We start from the raw sequence: 17,688 nt of genomic DNA on the forward strand, positions 1-17,688 counted from the left end.
GCGGCGCGCGGGCGGTCAGCGCTCCTGTGCGTCCGCCGCCTCCTGCGCGGCGTCGAAGAGCGCGTGCATCGCCCGGTGCAGGTCGGCGTGGCCCCGTACCGGCTCCGGGAACTCGAAGCGGGCGTCGAAGGTGCCGTCCTCGCCGGTGAAGCGCACCCGCAGCCCGAAGCGGTCCAGGGCGAGCGGCACCGCGGTGGCCGGCGTGCTGCGGCAGCCACCGGCGCCGCCGGCGAGCGCGCACAGCCAGCCCACCTGGTCGGCGTGGGCGGCCGCGAGGTGCTGCAGCAGCTCCGCCTCGTGGTCGACGAGCGGATCGGGGAGGGCCGCGGCGAACTCGTCCGGCTCCACCTGCTCCGCGCCCCACAGGTCGTCCAGCGAGGCCTCGCCCGCCTCCAGCCGCAGCCGTACCTTCCCGGCCGGGGCCGGCAGGTCGCGCGCGACGGTGATCCAGCCCGCGATCCAGGCACGGCCGCGGATGCGTCCGGGCACCGCGACCGGGGCGACGTCAGTGATGTCGAGCACAGCCGTGAGATCGTCGTCCCCGGCATGGGTCGCGGCCCGTACGGCCGGGGATTCCGCGGGGAACAGCAGGAACAGGTCACCGTCGGTGCCCACGATCCGCTCCTCGGGGACCATGAGCTCGGGCAGGTCGGGGACCAGGCCGGGAATCACCAGGATGGCGGAGGCGGTACTCTGTACGAGAGTTCGTGTGCGCTCGGCTGCTGACGGCAGTCGGGCGATTTCATGCCCGCTGGGACGCGGCTGACCATGAGCTGATCGGACCCCCGTCAAGTCGGCGCCCGCGATGGCGTCGGCGGCGCCCTGTGCGGCGTCCGTTACGTCCGTGATGCGCGTGGTGTTCCCAGGGCGAGACATACGATCTCCTTCGCTAAGGTAAGGCTTACCTAACTTACATGGAGGTCCGGGAAACGTGAACCAGTCGCGTCCCAAGGTCAAGAAGTCGCGCGCCCTCGGCATCGCCCTGACGCCGAAGGCCGTCAAGTACTTCGAGGCCCGTCCCTACCCGCCGGGCGAGCACGGCCGTGGCCGCAAGCAGAACAGTGACTACAAGGTCCGACTGCTGGAGAAGCAGCGTCTGCGCGCGCAGTACGACATCTCCGAGCGCCAGATGGCCCGCGCCTACGACCGCGCCCGCAAGGTCAGCGGCAAGACCGGTGAGGCCCTGATCGTCGAGCTCGAGCGCCGCCTGGACGCCCTCGTCCTGCGCGCCGGCCTGGCCCGCACCATCTACCAGGCCCGCCAGATGGTCGTCCACGGCCACATCGAGGTCAACGGCCACAAGGTCGACAAGCCGTCGTTCCGCGTCACCCCCGACGACGTCGTGATGGTCCGCGAGCGCTCGCGCTCCAAGACCCCGTTCCAGGTCGCCCGCGAGGGCGGCTGGGCCGGCGAGGGCGAGACCCCGAAGTACCTGCAGGTCAACCTGCAGGCGCTGGCGTTCCGCCTGGACCGTCTGCCGAACCGTCGCGAGGTCCCCGTGATCTGCGACGAGCAGCTCGTCGTCGAGTACTACGCTCGCTGACGCCTGCCGCACCCGGCACGCACGTCAGCCCCGGCGCCCCGCCCCTCCGGCGGGGCGCCGGGGTTTTCGCGTACTCCGGGCCGGGCCGCCGCGCGGCGGTCAGTCCAGCGCGGACCGGCCGAGCGGCGCGCGGGCGGGCAGCGGATCGGCGGGCGGCACGGGACCGCGCGGCGGAGGCGGTCCGGGACGCGTCGGGGGCAGCCCGGCCAGGGCCCTGGCGACCGCGGCGTCCAGGTCCAGCACGTCGCCCTCGGCGTACGCCGCCTCGTAGCCGGCCCGGCCCAGCTCGGCGCGGGCCAGTTCCTCGCAGCGGTGGTGGGGGGCGCCGAAGTGGCGCGAGCCGAACACCGGAAGCCCGACCAGCCGCCAGATGCCGCCCGCCGCGCCCTGCAGCACCGCCGCCTCCCGGGCGTCCCCCGGGACCCGCAGGAGCGCGAGCAGTTCGATGCCGAGCACGATGCCCACCATGTCGCGGAAGGTGTGGTTGATCCGTACACACTCGGCCGCGAGCCCGGCGGCGAGCACCGGGTCGTCCTGCCACCACGCGATGACCGCCCGCGTGTAGAGGGCGTACGCCAGCGCCCAGCGCTCCCCGTGGTCCTCGCAGACCTCGCGGATGCGCTCGCACAGCTCGATCCCGCCCTCCAGGTCGCCGTCGAAGGCCACGGCCATCGCCAGCTCCACCTCGGCCATGATCACATTGCTGTTGAGCTCGCCCAGTGTCCGGTAGTGCCCCAGCGCCTCCTCGAACAGCGCCCTGGCCCGCGGCAGGTCGTCGCTGAGCAGCGCACCGCAGCCCATGCGGTGCACCGCGTAGGCCACCGCCGTCGCGTCGCCGGTGGCCAGTGCCTGCTCGCGGCACTCGTAGAGCATGCCCAGTGCCGCGGTGCCGTCGCCCTGGAGCATCGAGACGTAACCGCACACCCACAGCGCCTTGGCCCGCTGGCCCGTCGGCTCGTGGTCGGCCGCCAGCGCCCGCTCCAGCCAGTAGCGGCCCTCGGCGAGCCGGCCGCAGCCGACCCAGAAGAACCACAGGCTCGCCGCCAGGTACTGCCCGGTCCGCAGTTCCTCGGGGTCCTCCAGGGAGAACTCCAGCGCGGCCCGCAGATTGGCCAGTTCCCGCTCGGTGCCGACCGAGATCTCCTCCTGCCGGGCGCCGAACCACTCCATCTCGCCCCAGGTGGCGAAACCCAGGTACCAGTCGCGGTGCCGGGTCCGCAGCCGCCGTTCCTCGCCCAGTCCGCGCAGCCAGCCCAACCCGTACTCGCGCACGGTGTCCAGCAGCAGGTAGCGCACCGCGCCCGCGACCTCGCGGCGCAGCACCACCGACTTGTCCACCAGGTCGGCCAGCAGGTCCACCATCGCGTCGGCGGACACCTCGCCGCCCGCGCACACGTACTCCGCCGCCTCGAGGTCGAAGTCCCCGGCGAACACCGACAGCCTTGCCCACAGCAGCCGTTCGCGCGGGGTGCACAGCTCATGGCTCCACCCGATCGTCGTGCGCAGCGCGCGGTGCCGTTCGGGACCGCCGGTGCCGCGGTGCCGGGTGAGCAGCCGGAAGCGGTCGTCCAGGCGGCCGGTGATCTGCCGCACCGACAGCGCCCGCACGCGGCCGGCCGCCAGTTCCAGCGCCAGCGGGATGCCGTCCAGGCGGCGGCACAACTCCTCCACCTCGGCCCGGTTGCCCTCGTCCACGGTGAAACCCGGCAGCGCCGCGGCGGCCCGGTCGGCGAACAGCTCCACCGCCTCGTCGGCGTCGCCCAGCGGCTCCAGCGCCACGATGTGCTCGCCGGTCACCCCCAGCGGCTGCCGGCTGGTGGCCAGCACCCGCAGTCCCGGTGCCCGCCGCAGCATGGCGTCGGCCAGCTGCGCCGCCGCCTCCACCTGCGGTTCGCAGCAGTCCAGGACGAGCAGCAGCTCGCGGTGGGCCAGGAAGGCGCCGAGCGCGGCCCGGGGGCCGCGCGTGGTGTGGTCGGTGAGGCCGAGCGCGTCGGCCACCGCGTGGTCCACCACCTCCGGGTCCCGTACGCTCCCCAGTTCGGCCAGCCGGACCCCGTCGGCGAACCCGGCGCGCAGAGCGGCCGCCGCGCGCAGCGCGAGCCGGGTCTTGCCGACCCCGCCCACGCCGGTCACCGTCACCATCCGGGCCCGCTCCAGCAGGCGGGCCACGTCGTCGAGCTCGCGCCGCCGGCCGACGAAGTGGTTCAGCTCGTACGGCAGGTCGCCGGGCGTCGTCTCATGGCGCATGGGTCACGGAGGGTATCGTCAAATAAGCGGAACGTACAGTCCGGGCCCGTCCCCCGGGGGTGGTCGCGGGCGGCACCGGCCCGCAATGCGGTACGGAGCGCGCGGCCCGTCGCGATAAGGTCGGTATCTGATCGGTACCTGGTAGGCGCGGTGGATCCGAGGGAGTGGCAACGTGTCCGGTGGAGAGGTGGCCGGCCTCATCGTGGCCGTCTTCTGGGCGATCCTGGTGTCGTTCCTCGCCGTGGCACTGGTACGGCTCGCGCAGGCGCTGCGTCAGGCCACCCGCCTGGTGGCGGAGGTGACCGACCAGGCCGTGCCGCTGCTCGGCGAGGCCTCCGAGGCGGTCCGCGAGGCGCACGCCCAGCTGGCCCGCGTCGACACCATCACCTCCGACGTGGCCGAGGTGACCGCCAACGCCTCCGCCCTGTCCACGACCGTCGCCTCCACCTTCGGAGGCCCCCTCGTGAAGGTCGCGGCCTTCGGCTACGGCGTGCGGCGTGCGGTCACCCTCCAGACCAAGGGCGCCGGCAAGAAGCGCACCGTGGTCGTCGGCCGGACGCTCCCGTCCGCCCGCAGCCGTAAACCAAGGGGCTGACCTGCATGTTCCGCCGTGCCTTCTGGTTCACCGCCGGTGCCGCCGCCGGGGTGTGGGCCACCAACAAGGTCCATCGCAAGATCCGCAGCCTGACCCCGGAGAGCCTCGCGGCGAAGGCGGCCGACAAGGCCCTCGAGGCCGGGGACCGGCTGCGCACCTTCGCGCAGGACGTCCGCGCCGGCATGGCCGAGCGCGAGGGACAGCTCAACGACGCACTCGGCCGCACGGCCGGAGAACTCGACATGCCGGCCCCGCGGCCGGCGATCACGTACCACCACCGGAAGGACGAACACTGATGGAGTCGGCAGAAATCCGCCGCCGCTGGCTGCGTTTCTTCGAGGAGCGCGGGCACACCGTCGTGCCCTCGGCGTCGCTCATCGCCGACGACCCGACGCTCCTTCTGGTGCCCGCGGGCATGGTCCCGTTCAAGCCCTACTTCCTGGGTGAGGTCAAGCCGCCCTTCCCGCGCGCCACCAGCGTGCAGAAGTGCGTCCGCACGCCCGACATCGAAGAGGTCGGCAAGACGACGCGCCACGGCACGTTCTTCCAGATGTGCGGCAACTTCTCCTTCGGCGACTACTTCAAGGAAGGCGCCATCAAGTTCGCCTGGGAGCTGCTCACCACTCCCGTGGCGGACGGCGGTTACGGCCTCGACCCCGAGCGGCTGTGGATCACCGTCTACAAGGACGACGACGAGGCCGAGCGGATCTGGCGCGACGTCGTGGGCGTGCCCGCCGAGCGCATCCAGCGCCTGGGCATGAAGGACAACTTCTGGTCCATGGGCGTCCCCGGTCCCTGCGGGCCGTGCTCCGAGATCAACTACGACCGCGGCCCCGAGTTCGGCGTCGAGGGCGGCCCGGCCGTCAACGACGAGCGGTACGTGGAGATCTGGAACCTGGTCTTCATGCAGTACGAGCGCGGGGAGGGCAGCGGCAAGGAGGAGTTCCCGATCCTCGGCGACCTGCCCGCCAAGAACATCGACACCGGCCTCGGCCTCGAGCGTCTCGCCATGATCCTGCAGGACGTGCAGAACATGTACGAGACCGACACCCTGCGTGCCGTCATCGACAAGGCCACCGAGCTCACGGGCGTCGCCTATGGCGCGGCCCACGAGTCCGACGTCTCGCTGCGCGTCGTCGCGGACCACATGCGCACCTCCGTGATGCTCATCGGCGACGGCGTCACCCCCGGCAACGAGGGCCGCGGCTACGTGCTGCGCCGCATCATGCGACGCGCCATCCGCAAGATGCGGCTGCTCGGTGCCACGGACGCCGTGGTCGGCGACCTCGTGGACACCGTCATCAAGACGATGGGCCAGCAGTACCCGGAGCTCGTCGAGGACCGCAAGCGCATCGAGACGGTCGCCCTCGCCGAGGAGGCCCGCTTCCTCAAGACGCTGAAGGCCGGCACCAATGTGCTGGACACCGCCGTCACCGAGGCCAAGTCCGCCGGTTCCGGCGTGCTCTCCGGCGACAAGGCGTTCCTGCTCCACGACACCTGGGGCTTCCCGATCGACCTCACCCTCGAGATGGCCGCCGAACAGGGCCTGTCGGTGGACGAGGACGGCTTCCGCCGCCTGATGAAGGAGCAGCGGGACCGCGCCAAGGCGGACGCCCTGGTGAAGAAGAGCGGCCATGTCGACATGTCGGCGTACCGCTCCATCGCCGACACGGCCGGCAGCACCGTCTTCACCGGCTACACCGACAACGAGGGCGAGGCCAGCGTGGTCGGCCTGCTGGTCGACGGTGTGCCGTCGCCGGCCGCCAACGAGGGCGACGAGGTCGAGGTCATCCTGGACCGCACCCCCTTCTACGCCGAGGGCGGCGGCCAGCTCGCCGACACCGGCCGGATCCGCACCGACTCGGGCGCCGTCATCGAGATCCGTGACGTGCAGCAGCCCGTACCGGGCGTGACCGTGCACAAGGGCAGCGTCCAGGTGGGCGAGGTGACGGTCGGCTCCGGCGCCTTCGCCAGGATCGACCTCGGCCGCCGCCGGGCCATCGCCCGCGCCCACAGCGCCACCCACCTGACCCACCAGGCGCTGCGCGACGCCCTCGGCCCCACGGCCGCCCAGGCCGGCTCGGAGAACTCCCCGGGCCGCTTCCGCTTCGACTTCGGCTCGCCGGCCGCCGTGCCAGGCAGCGTGCTGACCGACGTCGAGCAGAAGATCAACGCGGTGCTCTCCCGTGAACTCGACGTCACCGCCGAGATCATGAGCATCGACGAGGCCAAGAAGCAGGGCGCCATCGCCGAGTTCGGCGAGAAGTACGGCGAGCGGGTGCGCGTCGTGACGATCGGCGACTACTCCAAGGAGCTCTGCGGCGGCACGCACGTCCACAACACCGCCCAGCTGGGCCTGGTGAAGCTGCTCGGCGAGTCCTCGATCGGCTCCGGCGTGCGCCGGGTCGAGGCCCTGGTCGGCGTGGACGCATACAACTTCCTCGCCCGCGAGCACACGGTCGTCGCCCAGCTCCAGCAGCTGGTCAAGGGCCGTCCGGAGGAGCTCCCGGAGAAGATCTCCGGCATGCTCGCCAAGCTCAAGGACGCCGAGAAGGAGATCGAGCGCTTCCGCGCCGAGAAGGTCCTGCAGGCGGCCGCCGGGCTCGCCGACTCCGCCCAGGACGTCAAGGGCGTGGCCCTGGTCACCGGCCAGGTGCCGGACGGCACCGGCGCCGACGACCTGCGCAAGCTCGTGCTCGACGTCCGCCAGCGGATCAGCGGCGGCCGCGCCGCCGTCGTGGCCCTGTTCACCGTGGCGAACGACCGCCCGCTGACCGTCATCGCCACCAACGAGGCGGCCCGCGAGCGCGGCCTGAAGGCCGGCGACCTGGTGCGTACCGCCGCCAAGACCCTCGGCGGCGGCGGTGGCGGCAAGCCGGACGTCGCCCAGGGCGGCGGCCAGAACGCCGACGCGGTCGGCGAGGCCATCGCCGCCGTGCAGCGACTGGTCGCCGAGACGGCCTGAGGACGATGATGCGCAGGGGTCGCAGGATCGCGATCGACGTCGGGGACGCCCGTATCGGGGTCGCCTCTTGCGACCCCGACGGGCTGATCGCCACGCCCGTCGAGACGGTGCCCGGCCGGGATGTCCCGGCCGCGCGCCGTCGCATCGCTCAGATCATCGAGGAGTACGAGCCGATCGAGGTGCTGGTCGGCCTGCCCCGCTCGCTCAGCGGGCGGGAAGGGCCGGCCGCGGCCAAGGCCCGCGACTTCGCCCAGGATGTGGCGAAGATCATTTCCCCCGTCCCGGTGCGCCTGGTTGACGAGCGGATGACCACCGTCACGGCGACGCAGGGCCTGCGCGCATCGGGCGTCAAGGCCAAGAAGGGACGTTCCGTCGTCGACCAGGCCGCTGCGGTGGTCATCCTGCAGAGCGCCCTCGAGACCGAACGGGTGTCTGGTAAAGAGCCGGGCGAGAGCGTCGAACCGTTTATCTGATCGCGGTACGGTAACGTTCCGCGCAGCACGGCGGCTCCACAGCTGGACCCGTGGGTGCCGACGGGCCGGGACCGTCCCGCCCGCGCCACAAGCGCCGGCCTGCTGCCGCCTCGCGAACCGAACCGTAGGGGATCGATGACTGACTATGGCCGGAGCCCGGGCTCCGAAGCATGGCACCCCGAAGACCCTCTCTTCGGCGACCAATGGGGACAGCAACAGGGCGCGCAGCAACAACAGCACCAGCAGCATCAGCAGTATTCCCAGTACCAGCAGAACCCCCAGTACCAGCAGCACGCCCAGCAGCCGCAGAACCAGCAGCAGCAGCCGCAGAACCCCCAGTACCAGCAGCAGGGCGGTTGGGACCCCTACGGCAACACCGGTCAGCAGCAGCAGTACCCGTACGACCCCCAGCAGCAGTACGACTCCTGGGGCGCCCCGGCGGGCTACGGCCACGACGGCTACGGCGGCCAGCAGCAGCCCGACTACTACGGGCAGGGCGGCTACCCGCCCCCGCAGCGGCCCGACCAGCGCTACCCGGAACAGCAGCCCCAGTACCAGCAGCAGCAACAGCATCCGCAGCAGTTGCAGCAGCAACCCCAGCCGCAGCAACCCCAGCCGCAGCAACAGCGCCCCCAGCGCTCACGGCCGGCCGAGCAGGACGCCCCGCTCTGGGACGACGAGGAAGCGGGCGCCGCGGACGACCACTCCTTCTTCTCCGGAGCGGACGACGACGAGGACGACGAGCCGCAGCAGGGCCGCAACGACCGGCGCGGCCGCGCGGGCAAGGGCGGCGGCGCCGGGAAGGCCGGGAAGGGCGGCAAGAAGCGCCGCTCCGGCATGGCGTGCCTGGTCGTGCTGGTCGTCCTCGGCGGCGGCATCGCCGGCGTCGGCTGGTTCGGCTACCAGTACTACCAGAGCAACTTCGGCCCGCCGCCGGACTTCGCGGGGGAGGGCAGCGGCGAGGTCCAGGTCGAGGTCCCGCAGGGCGCGAGCGGCATCCAGATCGGCAACATCCTCAAGAAGGCCGGCGTGGTCAAGAGCGTCGACGCCTTCACCGCGGCCGTCAGCAAGGACCCCAAGGGCAACTCCATCCAGGCGGGCGTCTACGTCCTGCACAAGGAGATGGCCGCGTCCAGCGCCGTCACGATGATGCTCGACCCGAAGTCGCAGAACGTCCTGGTCATCGCCGAAGGCCTGCGCGACGTGCAGATCTACGCGATCGTCGACGCCAAACTGGGGCTCGACAAGGGCACCACCGCCAAGGTCGCCGAGGACCAGGTCGGCAAGCTCGGGCTGCCCGACTGGGCGAACGACAGCGACGACATCAAGGATCCGCTGGAGGGCTTCCTCTGGCCGAGCCGCTACAGCGTTGGCAAGGACACCAAGCCCGTCGACCTGCTGCGCAGCATGGTCACCAACGCCAAGAAGCAGTACACCAAGTTCGACGTGGAGGGGAAGGCCGACAAACTGGGGCTGGAGTCGCCGCTGCAGGTCGTCACCCTGGCCAGCCTGGTGCAGGCCGAGGGCAAGTCGGACGAGGACTTCCGGAAGATGGCGCGGGTCGTCTACAACCGCCTCAAGCCGAACACCGAGACCAACGGCAAGCTCGAGTTCGACTCGACGTACAACTACCTGAAGAACCAGAGCGAGATCAATCTCTCGCTCAAGGAGCTCCGGACGTACGACGACGCCTACAACACGTACTACTACCGGGGCCTCCCGCCGGGACCGATCGGCAATCCAGGCGCGAAGGCGCTCGCCGCGGCCATGGATCCCGAAAAGGGCAACTGGTACTACTTCATCTCCCTCGACGGGCACACGACCAAGTTCACCGAGACGCTCGCGGAGCACGACAAGCTCGCCAGGGAGTTCGACAAGAAGCACAACGGCTGAGCCGCCACCTGGGCGCCGTGCGGGGAACCTCTTCCGTGCGGCGCCCTGGTGCTGCCCGGCCCGGGCGGATCTTGAGGCCCTAGACTCGACCGGGCCGCCCCGGCCGCACAGGGGTGGCCCGGACCGCCGGACACCACCCAGCCGAGGGGACCAGCCCATGACGAAGAGCCCGCGGAGGGCCGCGCGTGCCTAGGGCAGCGGTCCTCGGATCGCCGATCGCGCACTCCCTCTCCCCGGTGCTGCACCGCGCCGCCTACGCGGAACTGGGCCTGACCGGCTGGACTTACGACCGCTTCGAGGTAGACGAGGTCGCGCTGCCCGGTTTCCTGGCCGGGCTGGGCGACCTGCCGGGCGGCGGGGACTGGGCGGGGCTCTCGCTGACCATGCCGCTCAAGCGGGCGGTCATCCCGCTGCTGGACGAGGTCAGCGACACGGCCTCCGCCGTCGAGGCCGTCAACACGCTGGTCCTCACCGAGGACGGACGCCGCCTGGGCGACAACACCGACATCCCCGGGATGGTGGCGGCGCTGCGCGAGCGCGGCGTCGGACGCGTCGGCGCCGCCGCCGTCCTCGGCGCCGGGGCGACCGCCTCCTCCGCGCTGGCCGCGCTGGCACAGATCTGCGACGGCGAGGTCACCGCCTACGTGCGCAGCGACACCCGCGCCGACGAGATGCGGCAGTGGGGCGAGCGGCTCGGCGTGGCCGTGCGGACGGCCGCCTGGGAGGACGCCGCCGACGCCCTTTCCGCACCCCTGGTGATCTCCACGACCCCGGCCGGCACCGCGGACGTGCTCGCCGCCGCCGTGCCGGAGCGGCCCGGCACTCTCTTCGACGTGCTGTACGACCCGTGGCCCACGGCCCTGGCGTCCGCCTGGGCGGGGCGCGGCGGGGCCGTCGTCGGGGGCCTCGACCTGCTGGTGCACCAGGCGGTGCTGCAGGTGGAGCTGATGACCGGCCGCGAACCGGCCCCCCTGGCGGCCATGCGGGCGGCCGGCGAGGCGGCCCTGCACCGCTCCTGAACGGTCCGGAGGTGTCCACGGAGCTGTCCGCCCAGCGGACCGCGCCCCGCCTTCGCCGCCGGACGTGAAAGGATCGGTTTACGCACGGATGGTCCGGTCCGCCTCGCCGCGGTCCGGGCGATGATGAAGGAGCGAGCACCGTTGAGCAGGTTGCGCTGGCTGACCGCGGGGGAGTCGCACGGCCCCGCACTCGTCGCGACGCTGGAGGGTCTGCCCTCCGGTGTCCCGATCACCACGGAGATGGTGGCGGACCACCTCGCGCGGCGGCGGCTCGGCTATGGCCGCGGTGCCCGGATGAAGTTCGAGCAGGACCAGGTCACCTTCCTCGGCGGGGTGCGCCACGGGCTCACCCTCGGCTCCCCGGTCGCGATCATGGTGGGGAACACCGAGTGGCCCAAGTGGGAGCAGGTCATGGCGGCCGATCCGGTGGACCCCGAGATCCTCGCCGGGCTCGCCCGCAACGCCCCGCTGACCCGGCCGCGTCCCGGCCACGCCGACCTCGCCGGCATGCAGAAGTACGGCTTCGACGAGGCCCGGCCGATCCTGGAGCGCGCCTCCGCCCGTGAGACCGCAGCGCGTGTCGCGCTCGGCGCCGTGGCCCGCTCCTACCTCAAGGAGACGGCCGGCATCGAGATCGTCTCCCATGTGGTGGAGCTCGCCGCGGCCAAGGCCCCGTACGGCGTCCTCCCCACGCCCGCCGACGTCGACAAGCTCGACGCCGACCCCGTGCGCTGCCTGGACGCGGACGCGAGCAAGCGGATGGTCGCCGAGATCGACCAGGCCCACAAGGACGGCGACACCCTCGGCGGCGTCGTCGAGGTGCTGGCCTACGGCGTGCCGGTCGGCCTCGGCAGCCATGTGCACTGGGACCGCCGGCTGGACGCCCGGCTGGCCGCCGCCCTCATGGGCATCCAGGCCATCAAGGGCGTCGAGGTCGGGGACGGCTTCGAGCTCGCCCGCGTCCCCGGCTCCAAGGCGCACGACGAGATCGTCTCCACCGAGGACGGCATCCGCCGCTCCACCGGCCGCTCCGGCGGCACCGAGGGCGGCCTGAGCACCGGCGAGCTGCTGCGGGTTCGGGCCGCGATGAAGCCCATCGCCACCGTGCCGCGCGCCCTGGCCACCGTGGACGTGGCCACCGGCGAGGCCACCGCGGCCCACCACCAGCGTTCCGACGTCTGCGCCGTCCCGGCCGCTGGCATCGTCGCCGAGGCGATGGTCGCCTTGGTCCTGGCGGACGCGGTCGCGGAGAAGTTCGGCGGCGACAGCGTCACCGAGACCCGCCGCAACGTGCGCGGCTACCTCGACAACCTGGCGATCCGATGAGCGGCCCGGTCGTTGTCCTGGTGGGCCCCATGGGGGTCGGCAAGACCACCGTCGGAGAGCTGCTCGCCCAGCGGCTCGGCACCACCTGCCGCGACACCGACGCCGACATCGTGGAGGCCGAGGGCCGGCCGATCGCGGACATCTTCGTCGAGGACGGCGAGGAGCACTTCCGCGCGCTGGAGGCGGCCGCCGTCCGGGTCGCGCTCGCCGAGCACCCGGGCGTGCTCGCGCTCGGCGGCGGGGCGATCCTCGACGAGGACACCCGCGAGCTGCTGGCCGGCCTGCCCGTGGTCTTCCTCGACATGGACGTCGCCGAGGCGGTCAAGCGGGTCGGCCTCGATGCCGCCCGCCCGCTGCTCGCCGTCAACCCGCGGCGGCAGTGGCGCGAGCTGATGGAGGCCCGCCGCCCGCTGTACACCGAGGTCGCCCGCGCCGTGGTCGGCACGGAGGGACGGACCCCCGAGGACGTCGCGGACGCCGTCCTGGACGCACTGGAGCTGAAGAACGCATGACGGAGCACGCCGCACACGCCCCCATCCGCATCCGGGTCGGAGGCAGTGAGGGCACCGAGCCGTACGAGGTGCTGGTCGGCCGGCAGCTGCTCGGCGAGCTGCCGGGCCTGATCGGCGACAAGGCGGCGCGGGTCGCCGTCATCCACCCCGAGGCCCTGGAGGCCACCGGCCAGGCGCTGCGCGAGGACCTGGCGGAGCAGGGCTACGAGGCCGTCGCCATCCAGGTGCCCAACGCCGAGGAGGCCAAGACCACCGAGGTCGCGGCGTACTGCTGGCGGGCGCTCGGCCAGTCGGGATTCACCCGTACGGATGTCGTCGTCGGCGTCGGCGGCGGTGCCACCACCGACCTCGCCGGCTTCGTCGCGGCGACGTGGCTGCGCGGGGTCCGCTGGGTCGCCGTGCCGACCACCGTGCTCGGCATGGTGGACGCCGCGGTCGGCGGCAAGACCGGCATCAACACCGCCGAGGGCAAGAACCTCGTCGGCGCCTTCCACCCGCCCGCCGGGGTGCTCTGCGACCTCGCGGCGCTGGAGTCGCTGCCGGTCAACGACTACGTCAGCGGTCTCGCCGAGATCATCAAGGCCGGCTTCATCGCCGACCCCGTGATCCTGGACCTGATCGAGCGGGACCCGGCCGCCGCCCGCGGCCCCGGCGGCCCGCACACCGCCGAACTCCTCGAGCGCGCCATCCGCGTCAAGGCCGAGGTGGTCTCCGCGGACCTCAAGGAGGCGGGGCTGCGCGAGATCCTCAACTACGGCCACACCCTCGGCCACGCCATCGAGAAGAACGAGCGCTACAACTGGCGGCACGGCGCGGCCGTCTCCATCGGCATGGTCTTCGCCGCCGAACTCGGCCGCCTGGCCGGCCGGCTGGACGACGCCACTGCCGACCGCCACCGTTCCGTGCTGGAGTCCGTCGGCCTGCCGCTGACCTACCGCGGCGACCAGTGGCCGCGGCTGCTGGAGACGATGAAGGTGGACAAGAAGTCCCGCGGCGACCGGCTGCGCTTCATCGTCCTCGACGGCCTCGCCAAGCCGACCGTCCTGGAGGCCCCCGACCCCGGGGTGCTCCTCGCCGCCTACGCGGAGATCTCCAAGTAGGCGCGCACGCGTGACGGGACGGCGGATCCCGAACGGCCGGGCACCCCGTGGGCTGCCCGGCCGTTCACACAACTGCGGCCGTTGACGGTAGCGTTCGGTCGAACCTGAAAGCTCTTGTACGGACGGAGTGGCCTCGATGCAGCATGCCGTGGGTGCGCCGCTGCCACCGCCGCACGGTGGGCAGCAGGCCGGGCAGCCAGGGCCGCCGCCGCAGCCCCCGGGCACCACCGGCCACTTCCCGATCGCCCACGGTGCCCCCGTACAGCACCCGGTCCCGCCGCCCCCGCAGTCCGCCGGCAGCGGCGGCGCCCCTCTCCCGCACACCACGCACGGCCCCGTAGCCGTCCTGCTGATCGGCGCGGCCGGCGCGGGCAAGACGACCATCGCGCGGCACTGGGCCGACCACCGGGGCGTGCCGACCGCCCACATCAGCCTGGACGACGTCCGCGAGTGGGTCCGCTCCGGCTTCGCCGACCCGCAGTCCGGATGGAACGACAACTCCGAGGCGCAGTACCGCCTCGCCCGCCGCACCTGCGGCTTCGCGGCCCGCAACTTCCTTGCGAACGGCATCTCCTGCATCATCGACGACGCGGTCTTCCCCGACCGCCCCGTCGTCGGCCTGGGCGGCTGGAAGCGCCACGTCGGGCCCGGTCTGCTGCCCGTGGTCCTCCTGCCGGGCCTCGACATCGTGCTGGCCCGCAATGCCCAGCGCAGCGGCAACCGGCGGCTGTCGGACGAGGAGGTCGCCCGGATCCACGGCCGCATGGCCGGCTGGTACGGCTCCGGGCTGCCGATCATCGACAACTCCCACCTCGACGTGGCCGCGGCCGCCGCCGCGCTCGACAGCGTCGTCACCCGCAGCGTCCAGGGACCGCCCGCCTGGTAGCCGCCGCCCGGCAGCTCTCGAGAGGCCGACCGGCGGCACGCGACGTACGCTCGCCACATGTCCGAGGTGCACGCTGCCCGCAGGGAACGCCTCCGGGACCGGTGCGCGGCGGCCGGATCGGCGGCGGCGCTCGTCTCCCGACCCGCCAACGTCCGCTACCTGACCGGGTGCGCCCCGCCAGGGACCGTGCTGCTGGTGGGGCCGGGGCCGGAGGACGTGCTGGTCCACCACCGTCATCCGTCCGGCGACCTGGCCGAGGGCCGGCTCCCGGACGACGTGCGGGGCGTCGTCCTGTCCGGCCCCGAGGGCGATCCGGCGGTCACCGCCGCCGCGCTGGCCGCCGACCGCAAGGCGGACGCCCTGGCGGTGGAGGAGCACCACCTCACCGTCGCGCGGCACCGCGCCGTCGGCAGCGCGGCCCCCGGGGTGCGCCTGTCCGACCTGGGTTCGGCCGTGGAACAGCTCCGCCTGGTCAAGGACGAGCAGGAGATCTCCGCACTGCGGATCGCCGCCGAGATCGCCGACCAGGCGCTCAGCGAGCTCCTGGAGTCGATCCTGGTGGGCCGCACCGAACGCCACCTCGCCCTGGAGCTGGAGCGCCGTCTCATCGACCACGGGGCCGACGGGCCGGCCTTCCCCACCTGCGTGGGCACCGGCCCCCATTCGGGTGCCGCCCGCCATCTGCCCACCGACCGGCGCGTGGAGGAGGGCGACTTCCTCACCGTCTGCCTCGGCGCCTGCTACCGCGGCTACCGCTGCGAGGTGGGGCGCACCTTCGTCATCGGCACCACGCCGGCGGACTGGCAGATCGAGCTGTACGACCTGGTCTTCGCGGCCCAGCGGGCCGGCCGGGAGGCCCTCGCGCCCGGTGCCGCCTGCCGTGACGTGGACCACGCGGCGCGCCATGTGCTGGAGTCCGGGGGCCATGGCGAGGCGCTGGGGGAGACCACCGGACACGGCGTCGGACTGGAGATCGGCGAGGACCCTCGGTTGTCCCCCTCGGCCATGGGTAAACTGGACGCTTGCGTGCCGGTCACCGTCGAACCGGGAGTCCACATCCCGGGCCGCGGCGGTGTCCGCATCGACGACACACTCGTCGTGCGTCCCCCGACGGACGGCGGGCCCGAGCTACTCACCATCACGACCAAGGAGCTGCTCGCCCTGTAGAGGGCGGCCGCGGCTCCGGGTCCCCGAAGCAGCAGTGCAGGAGATTCCGCAACCGTGGCCACCACGAACGACCTCAAGAACGGCCTCGTGCTCAAGCTCGACGGCGGCCAGCTCTGGTCCGTCGTCGAGTTCCAGCACGTCAAGCCCGGCAAGGGCCCCGCCTTCGTCCGTACGAAGCTCAAGAACGTGCTCTCCGGCAAGGTCGTCGACAAGACCTTCAACGCCGGCGTGAAGGTCGAGACGGCCAACGTCGACAAGCGCGGGATGCAGTTCTCCTACAAGGACGGCGAGAGCTTCGTGTTCATGGACATGGACACGTACGACCAGGTCTACATCACCCCCGAGGTCGTCGGCGACGCCGCCCACTTCCTCCTGGAGGGCTTCGAGGCCGTCGTCGCCATGTACGAGGGCTCGCCGCTCTACATCGAGCTCCCGGCCGCCGTCGAGCTGGTCATCGAATACACCGAGCCCGGGGTCCAGGGCGACCGCTCCACCGGTGGCACCAAGCCCGCCAAGCTGGAGACCGGTTACGAGATCGGCGTCCCGCTCTTCATCACCACCGGTGAGAAGATCAAGGTCGACACCCGCTCGGGTGAGTACCTCGGCCGGGTGACCAGCTAACCGTGGCCGCTCGTAACAAGGCCCGCAAGCGCGCCTTCCAGATCCTCTTCGAGGCGGAGCAGCGGGGTGTCAGCCCCAAGACCGCCATGGCGGACTGGATCAGGCTCGCCCGGACCGACGACCGGCAGCCGCCGGTCAGCGAATACACGATGCAGCTCGTCGAGGGCTACGCCGAACGGGCGAGGCGCATCGACGAACTGCTGTCGAAGCACGCCGTCGGCTGGACCCTCGACCGGATGCCGGTGACCGACCGGAACATCCTGCGGCTCGGCGCCTACGAGCTGATCTGGGAGGACGACGTCCCCGACGCCGTCGTCCTGGACGAGGCCGTGCAGCTCGCCAAGGAGTTCTCCACGGACGAGTCGCCCTCGTTCGTGAACGGCCTGCTGGCCCGCCTGAAGGAGCTGAAGCCCTCCCTCCGGGAGGAGTAGGCCCACACGGCTCACCGGGCCCGGAACGCGCTGCGTTCCGGGCCCGCGGTGTGTCCGGGCGGCGTGCGGCGAACCGCGCCGGGGCATGCCGCGGCGGGAAACACAACCGCCCCTCGAACGCGGCCTGGGCGGCCGCGCCCAAGGGGCGGGACGTTTCTGCTTCCCGAGGGCGTCAGCCCTCCTCGTGCTGCACCGCGCGCCGTGCGTCCGCGTCGAGGACGCCCCAGCTGATCAGCTGCTCGGTCAGGACCGAGGGCGACTGGTCGTAGATGACGGCGAGGGTGCGCAGGTCGTCCTGGCGGATCGACAGCACCTTGCCGTTGTAGTCGCCACGCTGGCTCTGGATCGTGGCGGCGTAGCGCTGCAGCGGACCGGCCTTGTCGGACGGCACCTGGCTCAGCCGCTCGAGGTCGAGGACGAGCTTCGGCGGCGGCTCGGCGGCACCACCGGGCGCGGAACCGGGCAGCAGCTCCTGGACCGGAACGCCGTAGAAGTCGGCGAGCTCGGCGAGGCGCTGCACGGTCACGGCGCGGTCGCCGCGCTCGTAGGAACCGACCACCACGGCCTTCCAGCGGCCCTGGGACTTCTCCTCGACGCCGTGGAGGGAGAGTCCCTGCTGCGTGCGGATGGCGCGGAGCTTTGCTCCGAGCTGCTTGGCGTAATCGCTGGACATATGGCTCCCCGGACGGAAACTCAGTAACTCACTGTGAGGTTACGCAGCGTAATTGGAATCCGTCAAGCCGAATGGTCCACACCGGTCCCCCGGAAGAGCGAGGAATGGCCGGTCACCGGCCTTTCGGCCGGGATCCGCGGTCGATCGTGGTACGGGCGGCGGACCCGCCCCGAGGGCCGCGCCAGGCCGCCGCCAGACCCCGCCAGGGAGCACGCCAGGGTGCCTGATACGGTTGAG

The 17,688-nt window shown here is 72.2% G+C and carries 17 protein-coding genes; 14 read left to right on the forward strand and 3 right to left on the reverse strand.

Annotated elements, in window-relative coordinates:
• Positions 1–15 precede the first annotated feature (15 nt).
• Positions 16–732: a DUF2470 domain-containing protein gene (locus ACFW3D_RS14310; protein ID WP_500504534.1), complete on the reverse strand. Its 717-nt coding sequence runs from the start codon at positions 730–732 to the stop codon at positions 16–18.
• A gap of 199 nt (positions 733–931) precedes the next feature.
• Between ACFW3D_RS14310 and rpsD the strand changes: the two genes are divergently transcribed.
• Positions 932–1,543 carry a 30S ribosomal protein S4 gene (gene rpsD / locus ACFW3D_RS14315; RefSeq protein WP_361802669.1) on the forward strand — a complete coding sequence of 204 codons (612 nt, stop codon included), beginning with the start codon at positions 932–934 and terminating at the stop codon, positions 1,541–1,543.
• Between the two features lie 99 nt (positions 1,544–1,642).
• Here the strand turns inward: rpsD and ACFW3D_RS14320 are convergent, their stop codons facing one another.
• The gene (locus tag ACFW3D_RS14320; RefSeq protein ID WP_500504433.1) at positions 1,643–3,790 is read right to left on the reverse strand and encodes an ATP-binding protein; all 2,148 of its coding nucleotides are present in this window, start codon (positions 3,788–3,790) and stop codon (positions 1,643–1,645) included.
• Between the two features lie 172 nt (positions 3,791–3,962).
• Between ACFW3D_RS14320 and ACFW3D_RS14325 the strand changes: the two genes are divergently transcribed.
• The 13 genes from ACFW3D_RS14325 (at position 3,963) to nusB (ending at position 16,778) form a co-directional block, all read left to right on the forward strand.
• Positions 3,963–4,385: a DUF948 domain-containing protein gene (locus ACFW3D_RS14325; RefSeq protein WP_500504434.1), complete on the forward strand. Its 423-nt coding sequence runs from the start codon at positions 3,963–3,965 to the stop codon at positions 4,383–4,385.
• 5 nt (positions 4,386–4,390) lie between these two features.
• Entirely contained in the window at positions 4,391–4,681 is a 291-nt protein-coding gene (locus ACFW3D_RS14330; protein WP_500504435.1) for a DUF6167 family protein, read from the forward strand.
• Positions 4,681–7,350 (forward strand): alanine--tRNA ligase, encoded by a 2,670-nt coding sequence (alaS, locus tag ACFW3D_RS14335; RefSeq protein WP_500504436.1) that lies wholly within the window; start codon positions 4,681–4,683, stop codon positions 7,348–7,350. Before ACFW3D_RS14330 ends, alaS begins: the two co-directional genes overlap by 1 nt.
• A gap of 8 nt (positions 7,351–7,358) precedes the next feature.
• A complete protein-coding gene (gene ruvX, locus ACFW3D_RS14340) occupies positions 7,359–7,823 on the forward strand; it encodes a Holliday junction resolvase RuvX (RefSeq protein WP_500504535.1) in 465 nt (154 codons plus the stop codon).
• A 135-nt stretch (positions 7,824–7,958) separates the two neighbouring features.
• Entirely contained in the window at positions 7,959–9,716 is a 1,758-nt protein-coding gene (mltG, locus tag ACFW3D_RS14345; RefSeq protein ID WP_500504437.1) for an endolytic transglycosylase MltG, read from the forward strand.
• 185 nt (positions 9,717–9,901) lie between these two features.
• Positions 9,902–10,735 carry a shikimate dehydrogenase gene (locus ACFW3D_RS14350; protein WP_500504438.1) on the forward strand — a complete coding sequence of 278 codons (834 nt, stop codon included), beginning with the start codon at positions 9,902–9,904 and terminating at the stop codon, positions 10,733–10,735.
• A gap of 141 nt (positions 10,736–10,876) precedes the next feature.
• Positions 10,877–12,061 carry a chorismate synthase gene (aroC, locus tag ACFW3D_RS14355; RefSeq protein ID WP_500504439.1) on the forward strand — a complete coding sequence of 395 codons (1,185 nt, stop codon included), beginning with the start codon at positions 10,877–10,879 and terminating at the stop codon, positions 12,059–12,061.
• On the forward strand, positions 12,058–12,573 hold the full coding sequence (locus ACFW3D_RS14360) for a shikimate kinase (protein WP_500504440.1): 516 nt from the start codon (positions 12,058–12,060) through the stop codon (positions 12,571–12,573). Before aroC ends, ACFW3D_RS14360 begins: the two co-directional genes overlap by 4 nt.
• A complete protein-coding gene (aroB, locus tag ACFW3D_RS14365) occupies positions 12,570–13,673 on the forward strand; it encodes a 3-dehydroquinate synthase (RefSeq protein ID WP_500504441.1) in 1,104 nt (367 codons plus the stop codon). The genes ACFW3D_RS14360 and aroB overlap by 4 nt, the downstream gene beginning before the upstream one ends.
• 136 nt (positions 13,674–13,809) lie before the next feature.
• On the forward strand, positions 13,810–14,559 hold the full coding sequence (locus tag ACFW3D_RS14370) for an AAA family ATPase (RefSeq protein ID WP_500504442.1): 750 nt from the start codon (positions 13,810–13,812) through the stop codon (positions 14,557–14,559).
• A 57-nt stretch (positions 14,560–14,616) separates the two neighbouring features.
• Positions 14,617–15,726, forward strand: coding sequence for a M24 family metallopeptidase (locus ACFW3D_RS14375; RefSeq protein ID WP_500504443.1), 1,110 nt, complete (start codon positions 14,617–14,619; stop codon positions 15,724–15,726).
• Positions 15,727–15,780: 54 nt separating this feature from the next.
• Positions 15,781–16,347, forward strand: a complete 567-nt coding sequence (efp, locus tag ACFW3D_RS14380) for an elongation factor P (protein ID WP_319134977.1) — start codon at positions 15,781–15,783, stop codon at positions 16,345–16,347.
• A 2-nt stretch (positions 16,348–16,349) separates the two neighbouring features.
• Positions 16,350–16,778 carry a transcription antitermination factor NusB gene (gene nusB, locus ACFW3D_RS14385; protein WP_499603347.1) on the forward strand — a complete coding sequence of 143 codons (429 nt, stop codon included), beginning with the start codon at positions 16,350–16,352 and terminating at the stop codon, positions 16,776–16,778.
• Between the two features lie 172 nt (positions 16,779–16,950).
• On the opposite strand, the gene bldD is transcribed toward nusB, so the two are convergent.
• Positions 16,951–17,451 (reverse strand): transcriptional regulator BldD, encoded by a 501-nt coding sequence (gene bldD, locus ACFW3D_RS14390; RefSeq protein ID WP_018564185.1) that lies wholly within the window; start codon positions 17,449–17,451, stop codon positions 16,951–16,953.
• Between the last annotated feature and the right edge of the window lie 237 nt (positions 17,452–17,688).

This window comes from Streptomyces sp. NPDC058864 (genome assembly GCF_042742985.1).
Classification (GTDB): Bacteria; Actinomycetota; Actinomycetes; order Streptomycetales; family Streptomycetaceae; genus Actinacidiphila.